The organism is Bradyrhizobium nanningense, from assembly GCF_004114535.1.
Classification (GTDB): Bacteria; Pseudomonadota; Alphaproteobacteria; order Rhizobiales; family Xanthobacteraceae; genus Bradyrhizobium; species Bradyrhizobium nanningense.
The window spans coordinates 99,952-126,219 of record NZ_LBJC01000080.1; the positions used below are offsets into that span (position 1 = coordinate 99,952).

At 64.8% G+C, this 26,268-nt stretch carries 27 protein-coding genes, 1 tRNA gene and 1 pseudogene; 22 read left to right on the top strand and 7 right to left on the bottom strand.

Annotated features, from left to right (window positions below; genetic code table 11):
* Positions 1 to 36 precede the first annotated feature (36 nt).
* From XH84_RS36685 to XH84_RS36735, 11 genes and pseudogenes are all read left to right on the top strand, one after another.
* Positions 37 to 345: an EthD family reductase gene (locus XH84_RS36685; protein ID WP_126260320.1), complete on the top strand. Its 309-nt coding sequence runs from the start codon at positions 37 to 39 to the stop codon at positions 343 to 345.
* A 191-nt stretch (positions 346 to 536) separates the two neighbouring features.
* Positions 537 to 1,046 (top strand): hypothetical protein, encoded by a 510-nt coding sequence (locus XH84_RS36690; RefSeq protein WP_128919260.1) that lies wholly within the window; start codon positions 537 to 539, stop codon positions 1,044 to 1,046.
* Between the two features lie 142 nt (positions 1,047 to 1,188).
* The gene (locus XH84_RS36695; protein WP_128919261.1) at positions 1,189 to 2,013 is read left to right on the top strand and encodes an alpha/beta fold hydrolase; all 825 of its coding nucleotides are present in this window, start codon (positions 1,189 to 1,191) and stop codon (positions 2,011 to 2,013) included.
* A gap of 104 nt (positions 2,014 to 2,117) precedes the next feature.
* Positions 2,118 to 2,776: pseudogene (locus XH84_RS36700) on the top strand (Rossmann-fold NAD(P)-binding domain-containing protein).
* A gap of 82 nt (positions 2,777 to 2,858) precedes the next feature.
* Positions 2,859 to 3,308, top strand: coding sequence for a DUF2948 family protein (locus XH84_RS36705; RefSeq protein ID WP_128919262.1), 450 nt, complete (start codon positions 2,859 to 2,861; stop codon positions 3,306 to 3,308).
* Positions 3,309 to 3,452: 144 nt separating this feature from the next.
* On the top strand, positions 3,453 to 4,748 hold the full coding sequence (gene hisD / locus XH84_RS36710; protein WP_128919263.1) for a histidinol dehydrogenase: 1,296 nt from the start codon (positions 3,453 to 3,455) through the stop codon (positions 4,746 to 4,748).
* Positions 4,745 to 5,242, top strand: coding sequence for a UPF0262 family protein (locus XH84_RS36715; protein WP_128919264.1), 498 nt, complete (start codon positions 4,745 to 4,747; stop codon positions 5,240 to 5,242). The genes hisD and XH84_RS36715 overlap by 4 nt, the downstream gene beginning before the upstream one ends.
* 6 nt (positions 5,243 to 5,248) lie before the next feature.
* On the top strand, positions 5,249 to 5,716 hold the full coding sequence (locus XH84_RS36720; RefSeq protein WP_128919265.1) for an arsenate-mycothiol transferase ArsC: 468 nt from the start codon (positions 5,249 to 5,251) through the stop codon (positions 5,714 to 5,716).
* 287 nt (positions 5,717 to 6,003) lie between these two features.
* The gene (locus XH84_RS36725; RefSeq protein WP_128919266.1) at positions 6,004 to 6,633 is read left to right on the top strand and encodes a Maf-like protein; all 630 of its coding nucleotides are present in this window, start codon (positions 6,004 to 6,006) and stop codon (positions 6,631 to 6,633) included.
* Between the two features lie 142 nt (positions 6,634 to 6,775).
* Positions 6,776 to 6,958 (top strand): DNA gyrase inhibitor YacG, encoded by a 183-nt coding sequence (yacG, locus tag XH84_RS36730; RefSeq protein ID WP_128919267.1) that lies wholly within the window; start codon positions 6,776 to 6,778, stop codon positions 6,956 to 6,958.
* A gap of 186 nt (positions 6,959 to 7,144) precedes the next feature.
* Positions 7,145 to 7,220, top strand: a tRNA-Phe gene (locus XH84_RS36735).
* A gap of 125 nt (positions 7,221 to 7,345) precedes the next feature.
* Here XH84_RS36735 and XH84_RS36740 read toward each other — a convergent pair.
* From XH84_RS36740 to XH84_RS36760, 5 genes are read right to left on the bottom strand one after another with little or no spacing between them, the layout of a single operon-like run.
* Positions 7,346 to 8,467, bottom strand: coding sequence for a cysteine desulfurase family protein (locus XH84_RS36740; RefSeq protein ID WP_128919268.1), 1,122 nt, complete (start codon positions 8,465 to 8,467; stop codon positions 7,346 to 7,348).
* Positions 8,468 to 8,484: 17 nt separating this feature from the next.
* On the bottom strand, positions 8,485 to 8,838 hold the full coding sequence (locus XH84_RS36745) for a DsrE/DsrF/TusD sulfur relay family protein (RefSeq protein ID WP_128919269.1): 354 nt from the start codon (positions 8,836 to 8,838) through the stop codon (positions 8,485 to 8,487).
* Positions 8,839 to 8,883: 45 nt separating this feature from the next.
* Complete coding sequence (locus XH84_RS36750) at positions 8,884 to 9,246, bottom strand: SHOCT domain-containing protein (RefSeq protein ID WP_128919270.1); 363 nt, start codon at positions 9,244 to 9,246, stop codon at positions 8,884 to 8,886.
* Positions 9,247 to 9,276: 30 nt separating this feature from the next.
* Positions 9,277 to 10,569 (bottom strand): MFS transporter, encoded by a 1,293-nt coding sequence (locus XH84_RS36755; RefSeq protein ID WP_128919271.1) that lies wholly within the window; start codon positions 10,567 to 10,569, stop codon positions 9,277 to 9,279.
* Positions 10,570 to 10,573: 4 nt separating this feature from the next.
* Entirely contained in the window at positions 10,574 to 11,314 is a 741-nt protein-coding gene (locus XH84_RS36760) for an MBL fold metallo-hydrolase (RefSeq protein WP_128919272.1), read from the bottom strand.
* A 73-nt stretch (positions 11,315 to 11,387) separates the two neighbouring features.
* On the opposite strand from XH84_RS36760, the gene XH84_RS36765 reads away from it, so the two are divergent.
* From XH84_RS36765 to XH84_RS36805, 9 genes are all read left to right on the top strand, one after another.
* On the top strand, positions 11,388 to 12,056 hold the full coding sequence (locus XH84_RS36765) for an ArsR/SmtB family transcription factor (protein ID WP_128919273.1): 669 nt from the start codon (positions 11,388 to 11,390) through the stop codon (positions 12,054 to 12,056).
* A 21-nt stretch (positions 12,057 to 12,077) separates the two neighbouring features.
* Positions 12,078 to 12,911 carry a nucleoside phosphorylase gene (locus XH84_RS36770; protein ID WP_128919274.1) on the top strand — a complete coding sequence of 278 codons (834 nt, stop codon included), beginning with the start codon at positions 12,078 to 12,080 and terminating at the stop codon, positions 12,909 to 12,911.
* A gap of 461 nt (positions 12,912 to 13,372) precedes the next feature.
* Positions 13,373 to 14,005, top strand: a complete 633-nt coding sequence (locus tag XH84_RS36775) for a DUF1326 domain-containing protein (protein ID WP_128919275.1) — start codon at positions 13,373 to 13,375, stop codon at positions 14,003 to 14,005.
* 79 nt (positions 14,006 to 14,084) lie between these two features.
* Positions 14,085 to 14,849 carry a DUF2182 domain-containing protein gene (locus tag XH84_RS36780; RefSeq protein ID WP_245471992.1) on the top strand — a complete coding sequence of 255 codons (765 nt, stop codon included), beginning with the start codon at positions 14,085 to 14,087 and terminating at the stop codon, positions 14,847 to 14,849.
* 350 nt (positions 14,850 to 15,199) lie between these two features.
* Positions 15,200 to 17,770 (top strand): bifunctional diguanylate cyclase/phosphodiesterase, encoded by a 2,571-nt coding sequence (locus tag XH84_RS36785; RefSeq protein WP_128919277.1) that lies wholly within the window; start codon positions 15,200 to 15,202, stop codon positions 17,768 to 17,770.
* A gap of 252 nt (positions 17,771 to 18,022) precedes the next feature.
* Positions 18,023 to 18,271, top strand: a complete 249-nt coding sequence (locus XH84_RS36790; RefSeq protein WP_128919278.1) for a hypothetical protein — start codon at positions 18,023 to 18,025, stop codon at positions 18,269 to 18,271.
* Between the two features lie 397 nt (positions 18,272 to 18,668).
* A complete protein-coding gene (locus tag XH84_RS36795) occupies positions 18,669 to 19,343 on the top strand; it encodes an FABP family protein (protein ID WP_128919279.1) in 675 nt (224 codons plus the stop codon).
* 20 nt (positions 19,344 to 19,363) lie between these two features.
* Positions 19,364 to 20,074 carry a RibD family protein gene (locus XH84_RS36800; protein WP_128919280.1) on the top strand — a complete coding sequence of 237 codons (711 nt, stop codon included), beginning with the start codon at positions 19,364 to 19,366 and terminating at the stop codon, positions 20,072 to 20,074.
* Between the two features lie 8 nt (positions 20,075 to 20,082).
* A complete protein-coding gene (locus tag XH84_RS36805) occupies positions 20,083 to 21,354 on the top strand; it encodes a flavin monoamine oxidase family protein (protein WP_128919281.1) in 1,272 nt (423 codons plus the stop codon).
* A 34-nt stretch (positions 21,355 to 21,388) separates the two neighbouring features.
* Here the strand turns inward: XH84_RS36805 and XH84_RS36810 are convergent, their stop codons facing one another.
* Positions 21,389 to 21,697 (bottom strand): hypothetical protein, encoded by a 309-nt coding sequence (locus tag XH84_RS36810; RefSeq protein ID WP_164936231.1) that lies wholly within the window; start codon positions 21,695 to 21,697, stop codon positions 21,389 to 21,391.
* A 167-nt stretch (positions 21,698 to 21,864) separates the two neighbouring features.
* Complete coding sequence (locus XH84_RS36815; RefSeq protein ID WP_128919282.1) at positions 21,865 to 22,434, bottom strand: cysteine hydrolase family protein; 570 nt, start codon at positions 22,432 to 22,434, stop codon at positions 21,865 to 21,867.
* A 332-nt stretch (positions 22,435 to 22,766) separates the two neighbouring features.
* On the opposite strand from XH84_RS36815, the gene XH84_RS36820 reads away from it, so the two are divergent.
* Both XH84_RS36820 and XH84_RS36825 read left to right on the top strand, forming a co-directional pair.
* Complete coding sequence (locus XH84_RS36820; protein WP_164936232.1) at positions 22,767 to 24,593, top strand: AMP-dependent synthetase/ligase; 1,827 nt, start codon at positions 22,767 to 22,769, stop codon at positions 24,591 to 24,593.
* A gap of 96 nt (positions 24,594 to 24,689) precedes the next feature.
* Positions 24,690 to 26,249, top strand: a complete 1,560-nt coding sequence (locus XH84_RS36825) for an oleate hydratase (RefSeq protein WP_128919284.1) — start codon at positions 24,690 to 24,692, stop codon at positions 26,247 to 26,249.
* The last annotated feature ends 19 nt before the right edge of the window (positions 26,250 to 26,268 follow it).

Here is a 26,268-nt window from a genome sequence, read left to right on the forward strand (position 1 = left end):
ATGACTGACAAACAAGACGCTTAACGGGAGGACTAAATGGCTGAAGTTGTCGTGCTCTATAAAACGCCCAAGGATGCTGCCGCCTTCGACAAGTACTATGCCGAGACGCACATTCCGCTCGCCAAGAAACTTCCCGGCCTGAAGAAGTACGCCGTCAGCAAGGGGCCGGTCGCATCGCCAACCGGGCCTTCCGGAATCCATCTTGTCGCCATTCTCACCTTCGACAGCGTGGCCGACATCCAGGCGGCCTTCGGCAGCCCGGAAGGCAAGGCGACCGGCGCTGACGTGCCGAAATTCGCCAGTGGCGGCGCCGACCTCCTGATCTTCGACACCAAGGAAGTGTGAAGGGTCGATTCAAGTTTCGTCGGCAACTGCCGTCGTTTGTGACAGCGGTGCAAAGAATTCAGCCATGCGTTTGTCGATTCGCACGATGACGCATGGCTTCGCACGTGCATGTGACGACATCGCAGGTGGCAATCCCATGAGGACCGTAATACGACTCTCGTGAATCTCAATGAGAGTAGGAGAGAGATGTCATGGTCCTTGGCTTGAGCCTGCCCGCCTTCACGATGGTCCACGTCATCATCAGCCTGATCGCCATCGCCGCCGGCCTCGTCGTGATGTTCGGGCTGCTCGGCTCGAAGTCGATGCCCGGCCTCACCGCGATCTTCCTAGCGTTCACGATCCTGACCAGCGTCACCGGCTTCCTGTTTCCGTTCGAGAAGCTGCTGCCGTCGCACATCATCGGCATCATCTCGCTGCTGCTGCTCGCGGTCGCCTGCGTCGCGCTGTACGGCATGAAGCTCACCGGCGTCTGGCGTCCGGTCTACGTCGTGACCGCGATGATCTCGCTCTATTTCAACGTCTTCGTGCTGGTGATCCAGTCGTTCCTCAAGGTGCCGGCGCTCGCCGCGCTCGCACCTGCCGTGGCGCCGGCGCCGCCGTCGGGTCCCGTGTTCGCGGTGGTGCAGGGCATCGTGCTGGTGTTCTTCGTCGTGCTCACCGTCGGCGCCTGGCGCCGCTTCAAGCCGATGGCGTTTGCCTGAACGATCGCGAACGCGCGACGCATTCACCGTCATTCCGGGGCATCGCGCAGCGATGAACCCGGAATCTCGATCGAATAATCTCCAGATTCCGGTTCGCGCTTTGCGCGGCCGGCAATGACGTTCCATTCAAAGGAGCCCTACAATGCCCACCATCACCACCAAAGACGGCGTCGAGATCTTCTACAAGGACTGGGGCAGTGGCCAGCCGATCGTGTTCAGCCACGGCTGGCCGCTGTCGTCGGACGATTGGGACGCGCAGATGATGTACTTCGTGACGCGCGGCTACCGCGTCGTCGCCCATGACCGCCGCGGCCACGGCCGCTCGGCACAGGTCGCCGACGGCCACGACATGGATCACTATGCCGACGATCTGGCGGCGGTCACGGCGCATCTCGACCTCAAGAACGCCCTCCATGTCGGCCATTCCACCGGTGGCGGCGAGGTCGTGCACTACATCGCGCGCCACGGCGAGAGCCGGGTGGCGAAGGCCGCGATCCTCTCGGCGGTGCCGCCGTTGATGATGCAGACCGCGGCCAATCCCGGCGGCCTGCCGAAGAGCGTGTTCGACGATTTTCAGAAGCAACTTGCCGCCGGCCGCTCGGCGTTTTACCGCGACATCGCCGCAGGTCCGTTCTATGGCTACAACCGTGCCGGCGCAAAGCCGTCGGAAGCCGTGATCCAGAACTGGTGGCGCCAGGGCATGATGGGCGGCGCGAAAGCGCATTACGACGGCATCGTCGCGTTCTCGCAGACCGACTTCACCGAAGACCTGAAGAAGATCAACGTGCCCGTGCTGGTGATGCACGGCGACGACGACCAGATCGTGCCTTACGCCGATTCCGCGCCGCTCTCGGCCAAGCTGCTGAAGAAGGGTATCCTGAAGACCTACAAGGGTTTCCCGCACGGCATGCCGACCACGCACGCCGACACCATCAACGCCGATCTGCTGGCGTTCTTCAGGGAGTGAGGCGCCTCACCTCGAGATCGCCCTGATCGCACGGAGACGCCGACCGGTGCATCCTTCGACAGGGCGGTCGCCGCATGAGCTGCGACGCCATTGGGGACATCCCGATGCAAGTCATCATCTTCGGCGCGACCGGCATGGTCGGGCAGGGCTTTTGCGCGAATGCCTGGTCGATGCCGGTGTCGACCGAGTGCTCGTCGTCGGCCGCAGCCAGACCGGCGTGCGCCACGCCAAGCTCGCCGAGATCATCCACGACAATTTTCTCGACTATTCGGCGATCGAAACGCAGCTGACCGGCTTCGATGCCTGCTTTTTCTGCCTCGGCGTCTCCTCGATCGGCATGAGCGAGGAGCACTATCGCCACCTCACATATGACCTGACGCTCGCGGCGGCGACGACGCTGGCACGCCTCAATCCGCAGATGGTCTTCACCTATGTCACTGGCGCCGGCACCGACTCCACCGAGCAGGGATCGCGGATGTGGGCGCGGATCAAGGGCAAGACCGAGAACGATCTGCTCAAGCTGCCGTTCAGGGCCGCCTACATGTTCCGGCCCGGTGCAATCCAGCCCTTGCACGGGGCCCGTTCCAAGACCGCCTGGGTGCAGGCGGTCTATGCCGCAACCTGGCCGCTCTGGTCGGTGCTGCGCCGGCTCTCGCCGCGGCTCGTCACCTCAACCGAGCAAATCGGCCGGGCCATGATCCGCGTCGCCCGGGAAGGGTATCCACGGAGGGTGCTGGAGATGGAGGATATCAATAGCCTCTAGCCTGCCGGGCCGTTAGGTTGTGCGGAAATTTCAGGGTCTGTAGGCGTTGAGCCCGGTCCACTCCCAGGGAGAAGCGTCGGCGATGTCGCCCCAGCTCAAACTGATCGCACTCGACGCCGACGATCTCGCTGTGATCTCGACCCATGTCCAGGACGCCCGTGTCCAGGCCTCCGACATCATCTGGCGACAAAGCGAGAAGCGGCTGGTGGTCGGAATGAGCCGGCTGGACTGGGAGCAGACGCTGGAGGGCGAGGCCGAGCCGCGCCGGCTGGTCGCCGCGCTCCGCTTCGACCGCGTGCTCGCCTGCAAGTCGCGCAACATCGACTTGGCTGCACCCGACAAGGTCCTGGATCTCGTCGGCATCGAGTTTCACCCGAGGGACGGGCGCGAAGAGGAGCCTGCCGGCAGCGCCCTGCTTTTGTTCGCCCAAGGTGGCGCCATCCGGCTCGACGTCGAATGCCTGGAATGCGAGCTGACCGATCTCGGGGCGGATGCGCTGGGAACGGGGGTGGAGATCGAGGGGGACGGCTGAGTGGCATGCCAACCACGCCTCCCCGACGGTGCCAGGCGGCAGCGGCTCGGCCGCAAGGGTTGACGCCGCTTCCCCGCCGCGCCATTGAGCAGGGGACCTGGTGCGCCAATCCGCCCCAACGACCAGCCAGAAGCCAAGCCAGACATGCCCGTTCGCCTCGACCGCAGCAGCGCCGACTTTGACCAGCGATTCGCGGCCTTCCTCGCCGCCAAACGGGAGGTCTCGGCCGACGTCGAGGCCGCCGCGCGCGCCATCGTCGACGATGTGGCCAAGCGCGGCGACGCGGCCCTGCTCGAGGCCACCGCAAAGTTCGATCGCCTGAGGCTGGATGCATCCGCTCTGCGCGTCACCGCCGCGGAGATCGAGGCCGCCACGAAGGCCTGCGATGCCGCGACGCTGGATGCGCTCAAGCTCGCGCGCGACCGCATCGAGACCTATCACCGGCGGCAAATGCCGCAGGACGAGCGCTTCACCGACGCGCTCGGCGTCGAGCTCGGCTGGCGCTACACCGCAATCGAATCGGCCGGCCTCTACGTGCCCGGCGGCACCGCGGCCTATCCGTCCTCGGTGCTGATGAACGCAGTGCCTGCAAGGGTCGCCGGCGTCTCGCGCCTCGTGATGGTGGTGCCTTCGCCCGACGGCAAGCTCAATCCGCTGGTGCTGGCGGCCGCGCATCTCGGCGGCGTCACGGAGATCTACCGCGTCGGCGGGGCGCAGGCCGTGGCCGCGCTGGCGCACGGCACCGCGACCATCGCGCCGGTCGCGAAGATCGTCGGCCCCGGCAATGCCTATGTCGCCGCCGCAAAGCGTCTGGTGTTCGGCAAGGTCGGCATCGACATGATCGCCGGCCCGTCCGAAGTGCTCGTCATTGCCGATGACACCGGCAATGCCGACTGGATCGCCGCTGACCTCTTGGCGCAGGCCGAGCATGATGCCAGTGCGCAGTCGATCCTGATCACCGACTCGGCGCGCCTTGCCGCCGACGTCGAAAAGGCGGTCGAGGCGCAATTGAAGACGCTGCCGCGCGCCGCGATCGCCAGCGCGTCCTGGATTGATTTCGGCGCAATCATCATGGTGAAGAACCTGGGCGACGCCATTCCGCTCGCCGACGCGATCGCTGCCGAGCATCTCGAGATCATGACTGCCGATCCCGATGCCCTCGCCGCGAGGATCCGCAATGCCGGCGCGGTGTTCCTCGGGCCGCATACGCCCGAGGCGATCGGCGATTACGTCGGCGGCTCCAACCACGTGCTGCCGACGGCGCGCTCGGCGCGATTCTCCTCAGGCCTGTCGGTGCACGACTTCATGAAGCGCACCTCGATCCTGAAATGCGGCCCGGATCAGCTCCGTGCACTGGGTCCGGCCGCGATGACGCTCGGCAAGGCGGAGGGGCTGGACGCCCATTCGCGCTCGATTGGATTGCGCCTCAATCTGTCATGACAAAGCCGCCCGAACAGGACGACTCCAGCAATCGCATCGTCGGCGTGACGCTCGACGAAGACTCGATCGGCCGTTCCGGGCCAGACATCGAGCACGAGCGTGCGATCGCGATCTACGACCTGATCGAGCAGAATTTGTTCGCGCCCGAGGGCGCCGAGGGGAAGGGCCCGTTCACGCTGCATATCGGCATCACCGGCAACCGGCTGATGTTCGACATCCGCCGCGAGGACGGCACGCCCGTCGTCGCGCATCTGTTGTCGCTGACGCCGTTCCGGCGGATCGTGAAGGACTATTTCATGATCTGCGACAGCTACTACCAGGCGATTCGCACCGCGACTCCCGACAAGATCGAGGCCATCGACATGGGCCGCCGCGGCATCCACGACGAGGGATCGCGCACGCTGCAGGAGCGGCTGAAGGGCAAAGTGCGGGTCGATTTCGAGACCTCGCGCCGGCTGTTCACGCTCATTACCGTACTGCATTGGAAGGGTTAAACGCGGATGGCTGCGCCCCCACGCGCACGCGATCCGCAATCGGTGCTGTTCGCCTGTGCGATGAACAGCGTGCGCTCGCCGATGGCCGAGAGCCTGCTGCAGCACATGTTTCCGCAGGGCCTCTACGTCAAATCCGCGGGCACCAGAAAAGGCGAGCTCGATCCGTTCGCCGTTGCCGTGATGGCCGAGCTTGGCCAGGACATCTCCACCCACAAGCCGCAGACCTTCGAGGAGTTGGAGGACTGGGAGGGGCTGAATTTCGACCTCATCATCACGCTCTCGCCGGAGGCGCACCACAAGGCGCTGGAGCTGACGCGGACACTCGCGGCCGACGTCGAATACTGGCCGACGCAGGATCCCACCACCAGCGAGGGCAGCCGCGACCAGAAGCTCGCCGCGTACCGCGACGTCTGCGACCAGCTGTTGATGCGCATCCGCCGGCGCTTCGCCAAGGCGGGCGCGGCGAGCGGGTAGCACGCGTGCCCCGGACGCGGCGCAGCGTGCAACGATGCGCTGCAGAGCCGGGGCCCATCTCACCGCATGTGCCAGCCCTTGGGTCCCGGCTCAGCGTCGCGGCATTTCATGCCGCGCCGCGTCCGGGACACGAGACCTCCCGTAACACCCGCGTTACAAACCGCGGGCACATGCGTGGTGGGGGAGGCCTCGAATCACCAAACCTCGGGTTCCCGGGTTGTGAAATCAGCCCCCTTCCGATAGGTTCCGCGCGCAATTCACCCCCGCTTCATCCCCCAAATCACCTGATGCTTGGCCGCCCCAAATTCGTACTTGCCTCCGGTTCGCCGCGGCGCCTGTCGCTGCTCAACCAGGCCGGCATCGAGCCGGACGCGCTCCGGCCGGCCGACGTCGACGAGACGCCGAGGCGCGGCGAGCTGCCGCGCGCCTGCGCCAATCGGCTCGCGCGGGCCAAGGCCGATGCGGCGCTGAAATCGGTGCAGCTCGACGACGAGCTGCGCGGCGCCTTCATCCTCTCGGCCGACACGGTGGTCGCGGTCGGCCGCCGCATCCTGCCCAAGGCGAATCTGGTCGACGAAGCGGCGCAGTGCCTGCGCCTGCTGTCGGGCCGCAACCACCGCGTCTACACCGCGATCTGCCTCGTCACCCCGCGCGAAGCTTTTCGCCAGCGGCTGGTCGAGACCCGCGTCCGTTTCAAGCGTCTCTCGGAAGACGACATCCAGGCCTATATCGGCTCCGGCGAATGGCGCGGCAAAGCCGGCGGCTACGCCGTGCAGGGCATCGCCGGCTCCTTCGTGGTGAAGATGGTGGGGTCCTACACCAACGTCGTCGGCCTGCCGCTCTACGAGACCACCACACTGCTCGGCGGCGAGGGCTTTCCGATCCGCTTCGGCTGGCTCAATTCCACCGCGGTGTGAGCCGACAAGCCGGTCCAACAAAATCGCGAAAACAACCCCATGCACAGTAGAATGGCCTGACGGGGCGCATCCGCCGTCGGGTGCGGAACCCGTTTGCCGACAGGCTCTTGAACCCTTTCACCCCGTGCAAGCTGCCGACATCATGGACGACCAGATCAAAAAGCCCGCCAGCCCGCTCAGAACCTGCCCGATCTGCGGCAAGCCGCAATCGGCAGCCACCCGCCCGTTCTGCTCCTCGCGCTGCCGCGACGTCGATTTGAACCGCTGGCTGAAAGGCTCCTATGTCATCCCAGGCCGCGACGACGACGTGGACGGCGTTGAATAGTCAAACAATATCAATGATTTGATCGACGTGGCGGCACGCCGCGCACCAGCCGCGTCAAGCCCGTCCCGCCTTGTGCACAGCTGGGCCGTGCCCGGCGAAGCCTCTTGGCGAAGCCGGGTGGACAGGCCGCTTCCGGCCCACTATAACCCGCCCGCTCGATGGGCTTTGGCCCCTCTCTTGGAGCACGCCCAGGTAGCTCAGTTGGTAGAGCATGCGACTGAAAATCGCAGTGTCGGTGGTTCGATTCCGCCCCTGGGCACCAAAACTACGCTTTTCCACGCTGGAGCACGACCCGGTACGCCGCGAGCGATTGCGCGAACGAGCCCGTCCTCCTGTTGGCGGAGAAACGCCGCTTAGACCGGTAACTGATCTGCTGCACCCAAGCGATCAGGCCGATGCGACCCCGGCTAGACGTGCGACCACATCATCGATCTCGTCCGATGTGGTGGTCCTTCCCAAGCTGAAACGGATCGCTCCCATACCGATCCTGTCGGGCACGCCCATCATGGCGAGAACGGGCGAGAGCTTGATCCGTCCCGAGTGGCACGCCGAACCCGTCGATGCAGCGACGCCGCGCAGCTGTCCCAGTATCTCCGCGCCGATCTTGCCGACGAACGATACGTTGAGAGTGTTGGGCAAACGATGCGTGATGTGGCCATTAAGCGCGACACCATCGCCAAATCGATCTTGCAGCGTCCGCCAGAAGCGATCGCACAAAGCTTGGACGCGCTCCATCGGCTTCAGATCCTGCGCTAACACGCTGGCAGCCCCAAGACCAACCGCGAGCAGCGCACTTTCGGTGCCGGCGCGCCGGCCTAGCTCATGGCCGGCGCCGTGGATCAGGGGCTCCAGTTCGACTCGGCTTCGGACATAGAGCGCGCCGACACCTTTCGGGGCGTAGAGCTTGTGACCGGCGATCGACAACAGATCCACGCCGAGCTCGTTGACCTTGGTCGCGAGTTTTCCAACCGACTGTGCTGCATCCGTGTGAAAGCGGATTCCATGCTCCCGCGCGATCGCAGCGATTTCCCGGATCGGCTGGATGGTGCCGACCTCGTTGTTGGCGTGCATGATGCTGATCAGGACCGTCTGCGGAGTGATGGCGCGGCGCACGTCCTCCGGATCGATCCGGCCCGTCCGGTCCACCGGGAGGTAAGTGACCGAGCCGCCGAGCCGTTCGAGAAACCGGCAGGGAGCAAGAACAGCCGGATGCTCGATTGCCGACGTGATGACGTGCGCCCCTTGGCGGTTCGGCGCGAAGAACGTGCCTTTGATCGCTAGATTGTTTGCTTCGCTGCCGCCGCTTGTGAACACGATCTCATCGGGCGCGGCGCCGATCAGCGCGGCGACTTGGCCGCGGGCGCGCTCCAAGGCGGCCTTGGCCGGCGTGCTCGCCCAATGCCCGCTCGATGGGTTGCCGAAGGCCTTCTTCAGGAAGGGTTGCATCGCCGCCGCGACTGCGGGATCGACGGGCGTGCTCGCGTTGTAGTCGAAATAAATCGGCGGCATATCAGCTCCTGGGTGGTTCAAAACACCAACACCTTCTCCGCAGAAGCGGTGAGGGTCGCGAGTTCGGCCATGGTGCTGCGTCTGGCGCCACTGAGTATCTCGGCATCAGTGAGCCCGCGGGCATCCATGCAGGTGCCGCAAAGCAGGACTTGTCCTTTGCCCGCGAGAACGCCCTTCAGCATGCGCTCCACATTGTAATAGCCGTCCGGCGTCTTCTGGCCGGACTTCGCGGCCACGACCGCGTCGGCCATCAAGAATACCGTCACGGAGACCGCGGGATCGCTCTTGGCGAGAGCGAGTGCGATGCGCAAGCCATTATAGGTCCGCTCGCTGCCATAGGGCGGATCGTTCAGTATCAGCAGAATCTGCACGGTTGTTTCCTTTCCAACCAGGCGAGCCTGAGACGGCGCGCCGAGTCACTCGCCGAGGACGCGCCGCCGGTCCTCGAATTCCGCCTTGTCGATTTCGCCGCGCGCAAAGCGCTCCTTGAGGATATCGAGCGGTGTGCGGGCCGGCGGCAATTGATGCGGCGGATATGTTCCTGGCCATGGCCCGCCCAGCCAGCGAACGAGGGCGACTGCAAGGGCAACCAGGACCGCGAGAAACAGGATCATGAACAACGGACCGAAGATCATGGGATACCATCCTCCGCCCCAACCCATCATGTGCGGACCCCAGCCGTAGTAGCGTTCGGTATCTGATGGCGCTTGCGCCTGCGCCCATACTGCGCTGGGCAGGAGGGAGAGAGCGGCGACCGTCTGGATCAAGACTTTCTGCATCGGCTTGCTCCATCATCGAAGAAAATCAGCCTACTCCGCCGGTCGGCTCGCTTGTTGCGCGAGGTCAACCGAACCCGCCGCTCGCTCCCGCATGAACACCGCCACGACAGCGCCGGAAAGGAACGTCAGGGCGGCGATCGAAGCGATCGCCGCTGAAAGTCCGAATCTGTCCGCGATGAGGCCGGCCGACAGCGCCCCGATCGCGTAGCCGAGATCGCGCCAGAAGCGGTAGACGCTGAGCGAGCGTGCGCGCCAGCTTGGGTGCGAGGCGTCGGACACGGCGGCGATCAAGCTCGGGTACACCATGGCCGTGCCAAGTCCGAGCAGCAGGCTGCCGACGAGCCACCACTCGAAATGAGTCGTCGCCCCCGTCAGGAACAAGCCCGCGGCCTGGACCCACATGCCGGCGACGATCAGGCCCTTGCGGCCCCAGCGGTCGGACAGAGGACCTGTGGCGACCTGGAGGATGCCCCAGGTCGCTGGATAGACGGCCTTCAGTATGCCGATCCGGTCGATCGCCAGACCGAAGGAAGCGAAGAACAACGGGAAGATGCCCCAGCTCATACCGTCGTTGAGGTTGTTCACCAGCCCGGCCTGCGATGCGGCGAACAGGTTCCGATCCCTGAACGACGTGAGGACGAAGATCTCCCGGAAGCTGATCGGCGACGCTTGACGCACATGCGCCGCCGTCTCCAGCCGGACGTGCTCGCGCGTATCGCGCACCAAAAGGATCGAGAGCGCGGCGCCGAGGACGGCATAGGCGACACCAAGGTAGATCGGTGCCGGCCGCAGCCCGTACTCTGACGCAAGATATCCCGTGAGGTAGGCGGTCACGCCGACCGCGAGGTAGCCGGCGAACTCATTCAGACCGACGGCAAGGCCGCGCGATTTCGGTCCGACGAGATCGATCTTCATGATCACGGTCATCGACCAGGCAAGACCCTGATTGATCCCGAGAAGGGCATTGGCGGCGATCACCCATTCCCAGCTCGGAGCCCAGATGATTATGAAGGGCACCGGCAGCCCGACCAGCCAGCCGAGGACCAGAACCCGCTTGCGCCCCCACTTGTCGGCGAACTGGCCGGAGATCAGGTTGGCGCACGCCTTCACGACGCCGAAGCTGACGATGAAGGAGACGACGAGCGTCGTCGAGCCGACCTTAAACTCCTCGGCGCCGATCAGCGGCACGACGGTTCGCTCGATCCCGACCATCCCGCCGACGAAAGCGTTGATCAGGACAAGCAGAGCGAACTGCGGCCAGTTTTCCTTCAGCCCCAACCTGACCGAAGGCGGTCCTTGCGGGACGGTTAGCGCTTCGCTCATGACATCAGGCCGCAGCGGCCGTGACGCCTGAATTGGCGGCTCTGATCTTCGCGGCTTCCGGCGGAGCCGGCGGAATCTCGGCGACCATGAACCCAACAAACTCGGCTTCATTCTCGATCGCGAACGCCTGATTGTGTCGCTTCTCGAAGCCGATGGTCGACCATGGTTTCCCGCTCAGCCGGCGGCCACAGACAGAACCCGCATAGGCGCCGGGCAGGACCTCCACGTAGTCCGGCAAGCCTTTCAGCTTGCTCACGCTCCGAAACAGTTGTTTTGCGCCTTCTTCGGCGCTGACGGCGAGCTCGGTACGGCCGAGATCGCCGACCATTAGAGTATGGCCGGTGAAGACGAACCAGGGCTCGTCGACGCGCGTCCGGTCCGTCACCAGAATGCAGATGTGCTCAGGTGTGTGACCCGGCGTGTGGAGAACCGTTGCCGTGACGTTGCCAAGCGGAAGGACATCGCCGTCGCCAACCCCCTTGAACGGAAACGACACACGCGCGTTCGACGAGAGCACGTAGGACGACCCTGCTGCGTCGGCTAGCGCCCGGCCTGCCGAGAGGTGGTCGGCATGAATATGCGTATCGACGACGAAATGAATGCGCATGCCGGCATTGTCGGCAGCCTGAAGATAGGGCTGGATATCGCCGACGGGATCGACGACCGCGCCGGCCGCCTTGCCGCCGCATCCGAAGAGGTAGGAGATGCCGACGGGATCGCTATGCAAGAACTGGCGGAGGATCATGGACTTGCACTCCTCTCAAAGGGCGGCTAGATACATTCAATCAATCTGCTGAATGATATATTCAGGAGCTACCGTGTCAAGTGCCGGACCGAAACACGCGATCTATGAGAACCTCGCCGAGGTGGCGCAGGCGTTGGGCCATGCGCATCGGCTTGAGCTGTTGGAGCACCTCGCCCAGGGGGTGCGCAGCGTCGAGGAGCTGTCGGCCCGCGCGCATCTGACGTTCGCCAACACATCTCGGCATCTGCAGATCCTCAGGCGCGCGCGTCTCGTCGAGACGGAGCGTCGCGGTAAACACGTTCTCTATCGCTTGGCCGGCGATGCCGAGGTGGTCGCGCTGACCAAGGCGCTGGGTCGCGTCGGCGAGCGGAACATCGCCGAGATCGGCCGCGTCGTGACCGACTATTTCCACGCCCGCGACGCGCTCGAACCGGTCTCGCGCGATGATCTGGTCGCAAGATTGCACGACGATCTGGTTACGGTGCTGGATGTCCGACCCGAAGACGAATTCGCTCTTGGTCATCTGCCGGGCGCACTCAACATCCCGCTTGCCGAGTTGGAACGACGCCTCGGCGAACTTTCGAAGGGCCGCGAGGTGATCGCCTACTGCCGCGGCCCTTATTGCGTCCTTTCATTCGAAGCCGTCGCGGCGCTAAGGGTTAGGGGCTATCGCGTCCGCCGGCTCGAGGACGGTTATCCAGAGTGGAAAGCTGCCGGCTTGCCCGTCGAATCCCTCGCTTGAGACAAGCCGATCAGGTGCATCATGGACGACAAGCCTCATCGCGCAGAAGCCGCGTGGCCGATTATCGGCCTCAAGGACCACAACGCGCCCTCGGTCTTTCGGCCCGAAGCGCTGTTGAGGGAGGCGCGCCGGCAGAGGCAATTGCCGCTCGTCACTGTCCCCGAGATTTGCGTCCTCGATCCGGACGGTGACGTCGTCCGTCACCTCAAGCGGACCGGTGCCGGCCGTGTCCATGAAGGCTGGGCCTGTTATCACACGGAGCTTCTTGCCTTCGATCTCGACGGCATGGGCGAGGTTGGGATCGTCGGCTGCGCCGTGGGCGCGCCGTTCGCCGTGCTGGTCGCCGAGCAACTTTTCGCATCCGGCTGCCGGCTGCTCGTCAGCGTCACGTCAGCCGGACAAATCACTCCGATCGGGTCGACGCCGTACTTCGTGCTCATCGACCGCGCGCTGCGCGACGAGGGGACGAGCTATCATTACCTGCCGGGCTCGACCTTCGCCGAAGCACCCGACGCGCCGCTGCTCACGAATGTCGAGCAGGCCGGGCGGGCTCTGCCGGGCATCACGATGCATCGGGGCGCAACGTGGACGACCGATGCTCCCTATCGCGAGACCGAGGCCGCCATCTCGCGAGCGCGGGATCTGGGCGCGCTCGCCGTCGAGATGGAGGCCGCCGCTCTCTATGCCTTCAGCGCGACGAGCGGCAGTCCGGTCGTCTGTTTTGCGCACGTCACGAATGCGATGGCGCAGACGGAAGGCGACTTCGAGAAGGGCGAGGCTGACGGCGCGAAAGCGACGCTTGCGGTCGTCGCCGCCGCGGCTCGCGGCTGGTCAGCTACTCCTAGGCCAAGTTGAACCGCCAGGGGAGGGGGACAAGGGGCGGCGTCAGCAGGCCATAAAGATGCTTCCCAGCGGGCCAGCTTGCCCCGGCGATAAGAAAAGCTCCGCGATTGTGGGGTTTCGCGGCGCAGCAAAACTGCGGCCCCTCCCGGGGGCTCAGGCCACCATATTAAGGACAAACAGCAGTTCGTCTTGTCGGTGATTGCGTATGATTCCCTCCCTGGGCACCATTCCCCTGATCCCGGACGTACTGAATCCCCCGGCTACTCTGCCGTATGCATTACTATCCGCGCCCGGCTGCGGCTGATATGCTTTGGCCATTGGACGGTAATGGCAGCTCGCCACCAGACTTTGCGCGATGCCGGCCTTCTGATCGGATATCGATCCCGCTCGCGCTTTTTCGCTTTGCTTCGACCTAACGCCGACCAACTCGGCCAAACAGCTGCCGCGTCCCCGCTCACATTGGGAGATGTGCCATGGCTGCATCGGACTGGCGTCTCGAAGGCGAATGGATGAAGAATTGCACCTGCGCGTTTGGCTGCCCCTGCGATTTCAATGCGCCGCCGACCCAGGGCTATTGCAAGGGGCTGGTCGCCATGCGGATTGCCAAAGGGCATTTCGAGGGGACCAGGCTCGACGGTCTCTGTTTCGCGATCACGGTCGATTTCCCCGGGCCGCTGCATGAGGGCAACGGGACAATCCAGCCCATCATCGACGAGCGCGCCACGGCGGAGCAGCGTCAGGCGCTGTTCGACATCTTTTCCGGCAAACATTCGGCCGAGGGCACGCTGTTCCAGATCGTCAGCATGATCGTCACCAAGATCCACGATCCGGTCTTCGCGCCGTTCGAGTTTTCCTTCGACAAGGACGGACGCGTCGCCAAGCTCGTGGCCAAGGGCGTGCTCGAGACCGATGTCGAGCCGATCAAGAATCCGGTGACGGGTCAACCGCACCGCATCCAGGTGATCATGCCGGAGGGTTTCGAGCATAGGGCCGCCGAGGTCGCGTCCGCCAACATCCGCTCGACCGGCGCGATCCCGTTCGAGACCAAGGGCACGCACAGCTCGCTCGCCAATGTCGTGCAGACGCCCAAGGGGGTTGCGGCCTGATGCGGCGCCGACATCGAGACGCGATCTCGATGTCGGCTCCTCATCGCGATTCCGGACAAAGTCCATGCAGGGGCACTTGATGCTGGAACACCTGCTCCGTCGCGATCGGCTGGTCGTCGCGATCGGGACCGCCGCAGTGGCGGCGCTCGCCTGGGCCTATCTTGCGAGCGGCGCCGGCATGGATACCGAGATGATGGCGGACATGCCGGACATGGCGCCGATGCCGTGGACGCCGCTCTATGCCGCGCTGCTGTTCGTGATGTGGTGGGTGATGATGATCGCGATGATGGCGCCGAGTGCGGCGCCCACCGTTCTGTTGTATGCGACCGTCAAGCGCAAGCAGGAGACCGAGTCCCGCGCCGCGATCGATGCCTGGATATTTCTCGCCGGCTATCTCGTGGCATGGGCCGGGTTCAGTCTCGCTGCGGTCCTGGCGCAAGGGGCGCTCGAACGCTACGGGCTGCTGTCGATGGCGATGGCAAGCACCAGCGCGATCCTGGGCGGCGGCATCCTGGTTGCCGCAGGGCTTTATCAGTTCACGCCGCTCAAACATTCCTGCCTGCGCTACTGCGAGAGCCCCCTGTTGTTTCTCAGTCGGCACTGGCGGCCCGGCACGCCCGGAGCATTCCGGATGGGACTTCGCCACGGCAGCTACTGCGTCGGCTGCTGCTGGTTTCTGATGGTGTTGCTGTTCGTCGGCGGCGTGATGAATCTGACCTGGATCATCGGCATCGCGCTCTATGTCGCCGCTGAGAAACTGCTGCCGTTCGGCCGAGGATTGAGTCATGCGGCAGGCGCAGCCCTCGTCTTGTCCGGCGTGATCGTCCTTGCGCGCGCGATGTGAGAGACCGGGACAGAGCCGAGATATCGTCTCCCATTATGCCAATACCGCGTGGTTACCGAAGAACAGCCGACCTCCGTGATCATACGGAGATCGTAAGTTAAAGAATTGACCTCGACCCGAACCGAAACTTAAGGCTGTGACGCCTAGCTTTGGGCCGTGAACCGGCCCGCGCGCCGCTTTCGGCCGCGGCGGTCCCCGGGGCAATCGAGGCAGAGACGGGCGATGTCACTACTGGCGGTGAGTGCAGTTCTGCCTTGGCGGCCGAGGCGAGGGGGCATTTCGTGATTCCGGCAAGATCGGTCCGCAGAGCCGGAAGAACGATCCTGCGGAATGCTCCGCTGCAGATCGCATTGTTCTTCCTGCCCCTGATCTGGATCAGCTATTTCGCGATCACGTCATCGGAACGCACGGATGCGGTCCAGCAGGCGCGGTCGCACGGCAACAGCGTCGCCGAATTGTTCGAGGAGAACACCGAGCGCATCTTCGAGCGCGTGGATCAGTCGTTGCTGGTGGTGCGAGCGCTCTACGCCCAGGATCCGATGACCTTCAGTCTGAAGTTCTGGTCCGACAAGGCCCGCATCGCCACCGGTGACGTCGTCCAGTTCGCCCTGATCGGGTTGGACGGGTACATGATCGATACGACGGCAAGCTATTCCGGCCCGCGGCTCTACCTCGGCGATCGCGAACACTTCATTCATACCATGTCGCAGTCCGAGGATCGCCTCTACGTGGGCAGGCCGGTGCTGGGCCGCGCGTCAAACAAATGGACCATACAGCTTGCAAGGAGGATCTTCGACCTCGCAAGGAATCCGGCAGGCGTGGTCGTCGGCTCGATCAGCGTCGAGGTGGTCGGCCGGTTCTACGACACCGCAAAGCTCGGCGCCGGCGGAACGCTGGTGCTCAGAAACGCAGACCAGGTCGTGCTCGCCGCGCGCGGCATCGATGCGCACTCCGTGTTGGGGCAACGTTCGCCGAACCGCGTCGAAAGCGAGCTGGGGGACGGCTTCTACGCCCAATACTGGAACGAAAACCACCCCAACCGCCCTGACAGGCTGGTGACCGCACGCAGATCGCGGCTCTTTCCGCTCATCTTCACGGTAGGCATCTCGGAGCGCGAGATCTATTCGCGCGCGGACACCAGGCAGGGGGTCTATCTCGGCGGCGCGCTGCTGCTCACGTTCATCATTCTGACTGCGATGCTGTTCTACTGGCGGCGCCAACTGGCGCTCGATCGCGCCCAGCGCGAGCTTCGCGAATTTGCCAGCAAGTTCGAAGATGCGCTCAGAAACCTTCCCCAGGGGTTGAGCATGTTCGACGGCCGCGATCGCCTGATCGCATTCAATCGGCAATGGATCGAGCTTTACGGCCTCGCGCCCGAGGAGATTCGAATCGGCATGGATTTCCGCGAAGTGTTTGCGAGACAGACCGCCGTCCTCGACGTCGAGGCTTACCTGGCCGATCTGAAGCAACGGCTCACCCAGTCGGAGCACACCTCGAACACCGTGCAGTTTCCGGATGGGCGGGTTGTCTATATTTCCTACGGACGGCGCGAGGGCGGCGGCTGGGTCGCCACCCATGAAGACATCACCGAACGCAAGGCATCCGAGGATCGAATCGAAAGGCTGGCGCATTACGACAGCTTGACCGGACTTGGTAATCGCAATCTGTTCAAGGAGCGCATCGACCAGGCGCTCGCGAAGTCCGGCGCCTCGGAAGCTCCCTTCGCCGTGCTCCTGCTGGATCTCGACAAGTTCAAGTCGGTCAACGACGCACTCGGTCACCAATGTGGCGATGCGTTGCTGAAGCAGGTCGCGGATCGGATCAGGGCGCAGATCCGCGACACCGACACGGCGGCGCGGATTGGCGGTGACGAGTTTGCCGTGATCGTCGCACCGGGCCGGGCCGCGATGCAGGACGGTGCGGCCAGCCTCGCCGCGCGGCTGGTCACGGCCATCGCCGAGCCCTATCACATCGACGGCCATCCCGTCGTGGTCGGCTGCAGCATCGGCCTTGCTCTCGTCCCCGAGCACGGCACGCGCGTCGATGAGATTCTTCGCAATGCCGATCTGGCGCTGTACAGCTCGAAGAACGCCGGCCGAAACTGCTTCCACGTGTACTCGGCGGAGCTCAAGGCCGAGGCCGATCAGCGCAACGTACTCGAGATCGAGCTGCGTGAGGCGATCTGGCGCGAGGAGATCGAGGTGTTCTATCAGCCGGTGATCGAGCTCGGCACCGGCCGCGTGAAGTCGGTCGAGGCGCTGGCGCGCTGGCAGCACGCGACCAAGGGCTTCATTCCACCGGCCGAGTTCATCGCAGTCGCGGAGGCTGGCGGGCTGATCGTCGAGCTCGGCAATCAGGTGCTGGCCAAGGCCTGTCGCGATGCGATGACCATGCCGACCGACGTCAGGGTCGCGGTCAATCTCTCCGCCCTGCAGTTCGCCGGCACCGATCTCGTCGATACGGTGAGGTTCGCGTTGGCGCAGAGCGGGCTGGCGCAAAGCAGGCTCGAGCTCGAGATTACCGAAAGCGTGTTCCTGGCCGACACGCAGGAAAACCTCAGGACGCTTCAGCGCCTCAAGGCGCTCGGCGTTTCCATTGCGCTCGACGATTTCGGTGTCGGTTACTCGTCTTTGTCCTATCTGACGGCGTTTCCCTTCGACAAGGTCAAGATCGACAAGTCCTTCATCGACCGGATTGATCGCAGCGAAACCGTCGCGGTGCTGAAATCCATCGTGCAGCTTGCCAAGACCCTGAAGCTCTCGATCGTTGCCGAGGGCGTCGAGGCTTCTGAACAGGTCGGACGGCTCCGCGCCCTCGGTATCCCGCTCGGCCAGGGCTTTCTCTTCAGCAAGCCCGTGCCCTTGGCCGACCTGTCATGGCAAGGCCCCGCACCGCAGCGCCGACGGCAGGCGGTGGCGTGAGGCGTTCCGGCTCCCGGGTGAGGCCGCACTTGCCAACGACCGCGCATCGCCCCGAGCACCAACAGCTTGTTGGCCGGGCTTGACGAGCCTTCGCAAGGGCTGAGAGACGGCCATGACGTCAGCTCTCCACCGCCCGTGCATTGCGGGTTGATTCCGGAGCCGGATCGCGCCCGCCATCCTGGCACCCTGCTTGCTCAGTCCTAACCCAAGTCAGGCCTCGGTGGAGAGGCCCGTTTCAGGTTGAGGCAAGCGATGCAAGAAGTGTCCCGTTCTGGTACTGCCGGCGAACTCCGGCTCGATGCGTTGATCGCCGATTTGTGGTGGCGCGTTCGACTCTTGAATACCGATATTCTCGAAGAGGAAGCCAAGTCCGGCGTGTTCGATGCGCATCAGCCGACCTATCCGCTGCTCGCGCTGAACCTTCGCGCGCGGCGGGACAATCTGGTCTCGACGATCGGCGTGCTCGAGCAGCGCGCGAAATCGGTGTCGGAAGCGGCTTGAGGGCGATCCTCGTTGATAGCGGCGTCAGCGATTTCGCGCGCCTGACGAGATCGACTTGATGCCGGCACCCGTCTTCTGGCAGGGCGATCGCGTATGGCGCTTTGTGGGAGCTGAGCGCGCGCCTCGTCCTTCGAGACGACCGCTTTGCGGTCTCCTCAGCATGAGGCTAAGCGGCATTGGTGCTCGCTGAGAATGGTGCCTCGCACCCGGTCCTCATCCTGAGGACCCGCCAGCGGCGGGCGTCTCGAAGGATGGCCACAGGCACGATCTTCCTAAAAAGCCCGACAATCGCCCCGCGCACAGCGCCGATGTGCATTCGCGATTGTGAGGCCTGAGCACGCGCCAGATTCTCTTCGCCATGCTATGGCTGCCTGCGCAACTTCCCGCGAGGACTTCCATGCTTCCCATTCCCGCCGACATCTTCACCGAGTCTGGGGACGTCTCGCCCGACGGCCTTGCCAATCTCGGCCCGCTGCGCCGCCTCGCGGGCATTTGGCAGGCGGACAAGGGCATCGACATCAATCCCAAGGCGGATGGGCCGGAGCGGCGAACTTTCATCGAGCGCATCCGCATGGACCCGATCGATCCGCAGGCCAACGGCCCGCAGCTGTTCTACGGGCTGCGCTATCACATCCACATCAACACGCCCGAGGAAGACATCACCTTCCACGATCAGGTCGGCTACTGGCTGTGGGAGCCCGCGACCGGGCTGATCATGCAGACGTTGGCGATTCCGCGCGGACAAGTGCTGCTGGCCTCGGGCAAGGCCGGGCCCGACGACAAGACAATTTCCGTCACCGCGAAGCGCGGCGACACCGCTTACGGCATCTGCTCGACCTATTTTCTGGAACAGGCGTTCCGTACCGACGCCTACCGCTGCGACATCACCTTCAACGACGATGGCAGCTGGACCTATCTGATCCAGACCGAGTTGTTCGTGCGCGGCGCGCCGTTCAATCATCACGACACCAACACGCTGCAGCTGGTCGCGCCGCCAAAGCTCAACCCGCTCGCGGTGATCGTCAACGATCGCGCCAAGGGCAATGAGAAGAGCGATGCGCCGGCGGCGTGAAGCGCATTACGGAGAGTTGCATGAAGCCCTACGTCATCTGCCTGATGCACTCCAGCCTCGACGGCCGCACGCACCCCAGCCGCTGGCGTCCGAAGGGAGCGGGCACCGACTGGTTCGAGAAGATCCATGACGAGCTCGGCGGCGATGCCTGGGTGATCGGCCGCGTCACCGGCTCGGAATTCGCCAAGGGCCAGCCCTACCCGACCGAGACGCGCGAGACATTTCCGCGCGAAAACTGGTTCGCGCGACGCGATGCCAAGACCTATGGCGTCGTGCTCGATGCGCAGGGCAAGATCGGCTGGGGCCGCGCCGACATCGGCGGTGACCCGATCGTCGTCGTGCTGACGGAGAGCGTGCCGGATTCGCATCTCGTAGGGCTGCGCGGCGAGGGCGTGTCCTATATCTTCGCCGGCAAGTCCGAGATCGACCTGGCGCTGACGCTGGACATCCTCAACCGCGAGCTCGGCGTGAAGCGTCTGTTGGTGGAGGGCGGCGGCGTCGCCAATGGCGCGTTCCTGCGCGCCGGCCTGATCGACGAGTTCAACCTGATCCTCAGCCCCGCGATCGACGGCGCCATGGGCGCGCCCTTCGTGTTCTCTTCGACGGAGGCGGACAGCGACAAGCGCGCGCCGATCGCGGCGATGACGCTGGAGAGCACACGGGACCTCGGCGGCGGTGTGCTGCTGCTGCGCTACCTGATCAGGAACGATCCGCAAGCGGCGAGCCGGTAAAGCCGGCCATGTCCGAGATGGCAGAGCATATCGTCATCGTCGGTGCCGGCGCGGCAGGCCTGATGGCGGCGCGCGAGCTGGCGTGTGCTGGCCGGAAGGTGACGGTGCTGGAGGCACGCGCGCGCTGCGGCGGCCGCATCCATCCGCTGCCGCTTTCGGAGTTCGGCTATCCCGCCGAGGGCGGCGCCGAATTCGTCCATGGCGAGGCGCCGGTCACGCGCGGATTGCTGCGCGAGGCCGGGCTCTCGCTTCAGGAGATCGAAGGCGAGCAGTGGAGCTTTGACGGGGCGAGGCTCTCGCGCGAAGAGCGCGACGACCCGCACGAGGCCGAACTCCAAGCCTTGCTGAGGGATTTGCAGGACGATCTCCCTGTCGCCGAGTTCCTGCGCCGGCATTTTGCCGGGAATGACTCCGCGCCGATGCGCCATTCGATCGAGCGGATGGTCGAGGGCTATGACGCGGCCGACCCGGAGCGCGCCTCGACGCTGGCGCTGCGCGAGGAATGGATGGATGGCGGGCATGCTCCGCAGGCGCGCATCGATGGCGGTTATGGCGCGCTGGTCGACTTTCTGGTGGCGGACTGCCGCCGGCACGGCGTCACCATCCATCTTGGCTGCGTGGTGTCGGCGATCGAGGAGGACGGCCGCGAGGCTGTCGTTCGCTGCGCCGGCGGTGACGTGCATGGCTGCAGCCGCGTGATCCTCACCGTGCCGCTGCCGCTGCTGCGCGAGATAGCCCTGCCGGCGAGCGCGAGTGCGAGGCTTGCCGTCACTGATGACATCGGCTTCGGCAATGTCATCAAGATCCTGCTGCGCTTCGCGCGGCCATGGTGGCGCGAGCGACACCAGGATCTCGCGCACATGACCTTCCTGTTGTCCGAACAGAAGATCCCGGTGTGGTGGACGCAATATCCGAGCCAGCATGCCGTGCTCACCGGCTGGTTCGGCGGCCCGCGCACGCTGGAGCTGGACAGCCTCGATCCGCAAGGATTGATCGAGGCCGGGCTCGGTTCGCTCGCCGCCATCTTCAAGCTGCCGCGCGAGGACGTCGCGGGCGAGCTCGTGGCGGCATCGGCGACCAACTGGGCGCACGATCCCTTTGCCCGCGGCGCCTATTCCTGGGCGACACCGCGGACGCGCGCGGCACAGGCGATTCTGGCGCGTGCCGACGGCCTGGTGTCGTTCTCGGGCGAAGCGCTCTATCGCGGCCCCGACATGGGCACGGTGGAAGCGGCGCTGGCGAGCGGGCTGGAGACGGCGGGGCTGATCCTGCGGAGGTAAGATAAAAGGCCCGCATCTCTGCGGGCCTCGTGGCTCACCAGCGGCTGCCACCGAAGCCGAATGTCACGCTGGGGCCGCCGCCATAATATCCGTACGGCCCACCGCCGTAATAGCCGTGGTGGCGCGGGTAATAGCCGTAGCTTCGATAATAAGGCCGGTAGTGGCCGTGATGCCGCCAATGATGGTGACCACGCCAGTGATGGTGCCTGCGGTGTGCACTGATGTCGGTGGTCTGGCTTTCCTGCGCGCTCTGCTTCGCGCTCGAATTGCCGGCCGCGTTCGCCGCCGATCCGCCGGCAAGCGCCGCAGCTCCGACCGCCATCGCGACAATGAGATACTTCATGTTATCACTCCAGTTGAATGTCGTGGGACAACAGATGGGCGTCGGCTGTGTTCCAGGACGTTGCGGGCGTCGAAACGACGCAGTGCGCGGCATGCGATTCGAAAGGCGGATGATCCTGCGTCGTGAGATTTATTGTCGCATCGGCGGTATCGATCACGTCGTTGCCATCACTTGGCCGCGAATGACGCGATCACGTCACGGGTGGTAACGATGCTGGCGAACTCGCTGTCGAGGTTCGACAGCGTCATCGCATGGATCTCCTCGGCGGAATGCTTGTCGCCGTCGGGTCCGATGCGGTCGAACGTCCAGGTCGCATCGCGCACGAGACGCGCGTCGAAGCCGAGATTGCCGGCCATCCGGGTCGTCGTCTCCACGCAATGATTGGTGGTGGCGCCGCAGATCACGAGCGTGCCGATGCCGGCCGCGCGCAGGCGCTGCTCCAGGTCGGTGCCGATGAAGGCGCTGTTGACGCGCTTGACGATGACGGTCTCGCCGGGTTGCTCGCGCGCCTCGTCCTTGACGGCATAGCCGGAGCTTTGAGGCAGGAACGACGAATTCGGCTTTGTGCCCTCATGGCGGATATGAAAGATCGGCGCGCCGCGCGCCCTGAACGTCTGCAGCAGATCGACGATCCGCGCCACCGCATCCGGATTGTTGCGTCGCTTTCCCGCCGCCTCCCATTCGTCGAACGCGCGCTGCACGTCGACGACGATGAGAGCGGGGAGGGGGCTGGTCATGAGCGGATTTCTCAATGGGTTTGTCGAGTGGAATGTGCGAGGTGACGGAGGTGGCAGGCAATGCCGATTTTCCCTCGTTTCGCGACGACACTCGTGCCCCGGACGCGGCGCAGCGTCTCTTCGACGGTGCGCCGCAGAGCCGGGGCCCATATCGCCAGAAGGCTCTTTGCGAGTATGGGTCCGGCGCTGCGGAGCAGCGCTACGCGCCGCACCGCGTCCGGGACGCGAGGGTGAGTTGCGGCCGCCTTGCTGAGGATCAAAGCGGCAAGGACTGGCCGGCCTAGTGTCGAGGCACCAAATGGTTGGGAATCGATGAGATGCGAGAGGACGCCATGCCGGGGCCGATGAGTCAACCGGACGGTCTTGCCGAGATCAAGACGCTGCCGCAGCTCCTGCGCTGGCGGGTCGAGGCGACACCGGCGGCGGAGGCCTATCGCCATTTCGACGCGACCGCCCAGCGCTGGGTCAGCCAGTCCTGGCGCGAGATCGATGCGGAATTCGAGCTGTGGCGGCGGGCGCTCGCCGCGGAGGAATTCTCGCCAGGTGAACGCATCGCCATCCTGATGCCGAACGGCATTGCGCATATCGCCATGGACCAGGCGGCGCTGTCGCGCGGGCTGGTGCCGGTGCCGATGCATGCTGTCGACAACCCCGACAGCATCGCCTACGTCCTGGTCGATTCCGGCGCGCTGCTCTTGTTTGTCGATACACTGGAGCGCTGGCAGGCGATCGTGGCGACCGGACAGCCGCTGGACCATCTCAAGCGCATCGTCTGCGCAGATGCGGGCGGGCTCATCACACCGGATGCGCGCATCGTCGGGCTCGACCACTGGCTCGCACAAGCCCCCCGCGTAAGCGCGCCGCTGACCGACGTCGCGGTCCAGCCGGACGATCTCGCCGCCATCGTCTACACCTCGGGCACGACCGGGCGGCCGAAGGGCGTGATGTTGTCGCACGGCAACGTGGTCGCCAATGTGAAGGCGATCGCGCGCCGCATCAAAGCCGAACCGCACGACGTCTTCCTGTCCTTCCTGCCGCTCTCGCACACCTTCGAGCGCACCGGCGGCTATTACTTCCCGATCGCGGTCGGCGCCTGTGTCGCCTATGCCCGCTCGGTGCCGCAACTCTCGGAGGATCTGAAGCATGTGCAGCCGACGGTGCTGGTCTCGGTGCCGCGGATCTACGAGCGCATCTACGCGCTGATCGTGCAACATCGGGCATCCGCGAGCTGGATCGAGCGCGCGCTGCTCGACCTCACCATCGCCGTCGGCGGGCGGCGCTTCGACGCGCGGCAGCAGCATGGCGTGCCGTCGCTGCTGGACCGGCTGGCTTGGCCGCTGCTCGAGCGCCTCGTCGCCGACAAGGTGCTGGCGCAGCTCGGCGGCCGCCTGCGCGTCGCGGTCTCCGGCGGCGCGCCGATCGCGGAGCCCGTCATCCGCCTGTTTCTCGCGCTCGGGCTCGACGTCCTCCAGGGTTACGGGATGACGGAGACCTCGCCGGTGGTCTCCGTCAACACCCCTGACGACAACGATCCGCATTCGGTCGGCCACGTCCTCGACGGCGTCGAGGTCAGGCTGGGCGAGAACGACGAATTGCTGGTGCGCGGCCCCAGCGTGATGCTCGGCTACTGGCACAAGCCGGAGGAGACGCGCCGCGTCAAGGACGCCGATGGCTGGCTGCATACCGGCGACCAGGCCCGCATCGAGACTGGGCGCATCACCATCACCGGCCGCATCAAGGACATCCTGGTCACGTCCACCGGCGAGAAGATCGCGCCGGTGGATCTGGAGACCGCGATCCTCGCCGATCCCTTGTTCGAGCAAGCGCTGGTGGTCGGCGAACAGCGGCCGTTCCTCACCGCGCTGGTCGTGCTGAATGCCAAAGCCTGGGTGGAGGAAAAGGAAAGGCTGGCGGCGCGCGGCCAGCAAGGCGGCGCGGCGGAACGGGCCGCGTTGCTGGCGCGAATAGCGGCAGCCGTGAAGGCCTATCCGTCCTACGCGACACCGCGCGCGGTGTGGTGGACGCTGGACCCGTGGACCATCGCGGCGGGCCTGCTGACGCCGACGCTGAAGAACAAGCGTCCCGCGCTCGAACGCCGCTTCGCGGACGAGATCGAGCACGTCTATGCCAAGAAGCCAGCGCCGATAACGGCCACGTGATTTCGCCGGTCCCGCAGCGCTTGATCCAGCGCAATCTCGGCCGTTGCTGCGCGATGCAATGTCGCCGCGACATTCGAACCGAAATCGAGGCAGGTCATGAAGGCGTATTTCATCGGCGGTGGCATCGGATCGCTCGCGGGCGCGGCGTTCCTGATCCGCGACGCGCAACAGCGGGGGCGTGACATCGTGATCTACGAGGCGCAGCCGCTGGTCGGCGGCAGCCTCGACGGCGCCCAGCTCGCGAACGGCGCCTATTCGCTGCGCGGCGGCCGCATGCTCACCACCGACCATTACGAATGCACCTGGGACTTGCTGTCGAGCATCCCCTCGCTGGAGCATCCGGGCCTCAGCGTGCGCGACGAGACGATCGCCTTCAACGTGGAGAATCCGGCGCACTCGAAGGCGCGGCTGGTCGATCGCAACCGCTTCAAGGTCGACGTCTCGCATATGGGCTTCTCCGCGCGCGACCGGCTGGAGCTGGTGCGACTCACCGAGGCCTCGGAAGAGGCGCTCGGCAACAGCCGCATCACCGACTGGCTCTCGCCGGAATTCTTCGAGTCCAATTTCTGGTACATGTGGCAGACCACGTTCGCCTTCCAGCCCTGGCACAGCGCCGTCGAGCTGAAGCGCTATCTGCACCGCTTCATGAACGAGTTTCCGCGCATCGAGACGCTCAGTGGCGTCAAGCGCACCGTCTACAACCAGTACGATGCGATCGTACGGCCGCTCGCCGACTGGCTGAAGAGCCAGGGCGTACAATTCGTGCGCGGCACGCGCGTCACCGACATGGCGATCGAAAGCGACGACGGACGCTTGCGGGTGCGCCAACTCGTGCTCGATCGCGACGGCCGCACCGCCAATGTCCTGCTCGAGGACGGCGATCTCGTGTTCTTCCAGAACGGCTCGATGACGGACGCCTCGAGCCTGGGCACGATGACCGAGCCGCCGTCGCGTCTCACCAAGAAAGACAGTCAGGGCTGGACGTTGTGGGAGACGATCGCGCAGGGGCGTCCCGAATTCGGCAATCCCTCCGCCTTCAACACTTCGATCCCCGAATCCTATTGGCTGTCCTTCACCGTCACCTGCCGCGATCCGCTGTTCTTCGATCGGATGGAGGCGTTCTCCGGCAACAGGGCCGGCACCGGCGGCCTTGTGACGTTCAAGGATTCCAACTGGCTGATGTCGGTCGTGCTCTATCACCAGCCGCATTTCGCAGGACAGCCGAACAACGTGCAGGTGTTCTGGGGCTATGCGCTGCATCCCGACCGCGTCGGCAATTTCGTCGGCAAGGCGATGTCCGATTGCGGCGGCGCGGACATCCTGAAGGAGCTGTGTGGCCACCTGAATTTCGACATGGGCGTGTTCGAGGACGCGATCTGCATTCCCTGCCGCATGCCCTACATCACCAGCATGTTCATGCCGCGCAATTGGGCCGACCGGCCGCTGCCGGTGCCGAAGAATTCGGTCAATCTCGCTTTCGTCAGCCAGTTCGTCGAAATCCCCGACGACGTCGTGTTCACCGTCGAATATTCGGTGCGGGCGGCGCAGATGGCGGTCTATCAGCTGATGAAGATCGATCGCCCGGTGCCGGCGGTGACGCGGCACGACAAGTCGCTCGCGGTGATCTTCGCTACGCTGGAAAAGGCGTTCGCGTGAAGTTGTTTCTCCCGCTCCC

What these genes read in the sequence shown, in the direction of transcription:
- XH84_RS36685 (WP_126260320.1), top strand. Translation starts at nt 37, where the DNA reads ATGGCTGAAGTTGTCGTGCTCTATAAAACGCCCAAGGATGCTGCCGCC.
- XH84_RS36690 (WP_128919260.1), top strand. Translation starts at nt 537, where the DNA reads ATGGTCCTTGGCTTGAGCCTGCCCGCCTTCACGATGGTCCACGTCATC.
- XH84_RS36695 (WP_128919261.1), top strand. Translation starts at nt 1,189, where the DNA reads ATGCCCACCATCACCACCAAAGACGGCGTCGAGATCTTCTACAAGGAC.
- XH84_RS36705 (WP_128919262.1), top strand. Translation starts at nt 2,859, where the DNA reads ATGTCGCCCCAGCTCAAACTGATCGCACTCGACGCCGACGATCTCGCT.
- hisD (WP_128919263.1), top strand. Translation starts at nt 3,453, where the DNA reads ATGCCCGTTCGCCTCGACCGCAGCAGCGCCGACTTTGACCAGCGATTC.
- XH84_RS36715 (WP_128919264.1), top strand. Translation starts at nt 4,745, where the DNA reads ATGACAAAGCCGCCCGAACAGGACGACTCCAGCAATCGCATCGTCGGC.
- XH84_RS36720 (WP_128919265.1), top strand. Translation starts at nt 5,249, where the DNA reads ATGGCTGCGCCCCCACGCGCACGCGATCCGCAATCGGTGCTGTTCGCC.
- XH84_RS36725 (WP_128919266.1), top strand. Translation starts at nt 6,004, where the DNA reads ATGCTTGGCCGCCCCAAATTCGTACTTGCCTCCGGTTCGCCGCGGCGC.
- yacG (WP_128919267.1), top strand. Translation starts at nt 6,776, where the DNA reads ATGGACGACCAGATCAAAAAGCCCGCCAGCCCGCTCAGAACCTGCCCG.
- XH84_RS36740 (WP_128919268.1), bottom strand. Translation starts at nt 8,467, where the DNA reads ATGCCGCCGATTTATTTCGACTACAACGCGAGCACGCCCGTCGATCCC.
- XH84_RS36750 (WP_128919270.1), bottom strand. Translation starts at nt 9,246, where the DNA reads ATGCAGAAAGTCTTGATCCAGACGGTCGCCGCTCTCTCCCTCCTGCCC.
- XH84_RS36755 (WP_128919271.1), bottom strand. Translation starts at nt 10,569, where the DNA reads ATGAGCGAAGCGCTAACCGTCCCGCAAGGACCGCCTTCGGTCAGGTTG.
- XH84_RS36760 (WP_128919272.1), bottom strand. Translation starts at nt 11,314, where the DNA reads ATGATCCTCCGCCAGTTCTTGCATAGCGATCCCGTCGGCATCTCCTAC.
- XH84_RS36770 (WP_128919274.1), top strand. Translation starts at nt 12,078, where the DNA reads ATGGACGACAAGCCTCATCGCGCAGAAGCCGCGTGGCCGATTATCGGC.
- XH84_RS36775 (WP_128919275.1), top strand. Translation starts at nt 13,373, where the DNA reads ATGGCTGCATCGGACTGGCGTCTCGAAGGCGAATGGATGAAGAATTGC.
- XH84_RS36780 (WP_245471992.1), top strand. Translation starts at nt 14,085, where the DNA reads ATGCTGGAACACCTGCTCCGTCGCGATCGGCTGGTCGTCGCGATCGGG.
- XH84_RS36790 (WP_128919278.1), top strand. Translation starts at nt 18,023, where the DNA reads ATGCAAGAAGTGTCCCGTTCTGGTACTGCCGGCGAACTCCGGCTCGAT.
- XH84_RS36795 (WP_128919279.1), top strand. Translation starts at nt 18,669, where the DNA reads ATGCTTCCCATTCCCGCCGACATCTTCACCGAGTCTGGGGACGTCTCG.
- XH84_RS36800 (WP_128919280.1), top strand. Translation starts at nt 19,364, where the DNA reads ATGAAGCCCTACGTCATCTGCCTGATGCACTCCAGCCTCGACGGCCGC.
- XH84_RS36805 (WP_128919281.1), top strand. Translation starts at nt 20,083, where the DNA reads ATGTCCGAGATGGCAGAGCATATCGTCATCGTCGGTGCCGGCGCGGCA.
- XH84_RS36810 (WP_164936231.1), bottom strand. Translation starts at nt 21,697, where the DNA reads ATGAAGTATCTCATTGTCGCGATGGCGGTCGGAGCTGCGGCGCTTGCC.
- XH84_RS36815 (WP_128919282.1), bottom strand. Translation starts at nt 22,434, where the DNA reads ATGACCAGCCCCCTCCCCGCTCTCATCGTCGTCGACGTGCAGCGCGCG.
- XH84_RS36820 (WP_164936232.1), top strand. Translation starts at nt 22,767, where the DNA reads ATGCCGGGGCCGATGAGTCAACCGGACGGTCTTGCCGAGATCAAGACG.
- XH84_RS36825 (WP_128919284.1), top strand. Translation starts at nt 24,690, where the DNA reads ATGAAGGCGTATTTCATCGGCGGTGGCATCGGATCGCTCGCGGGCGCG.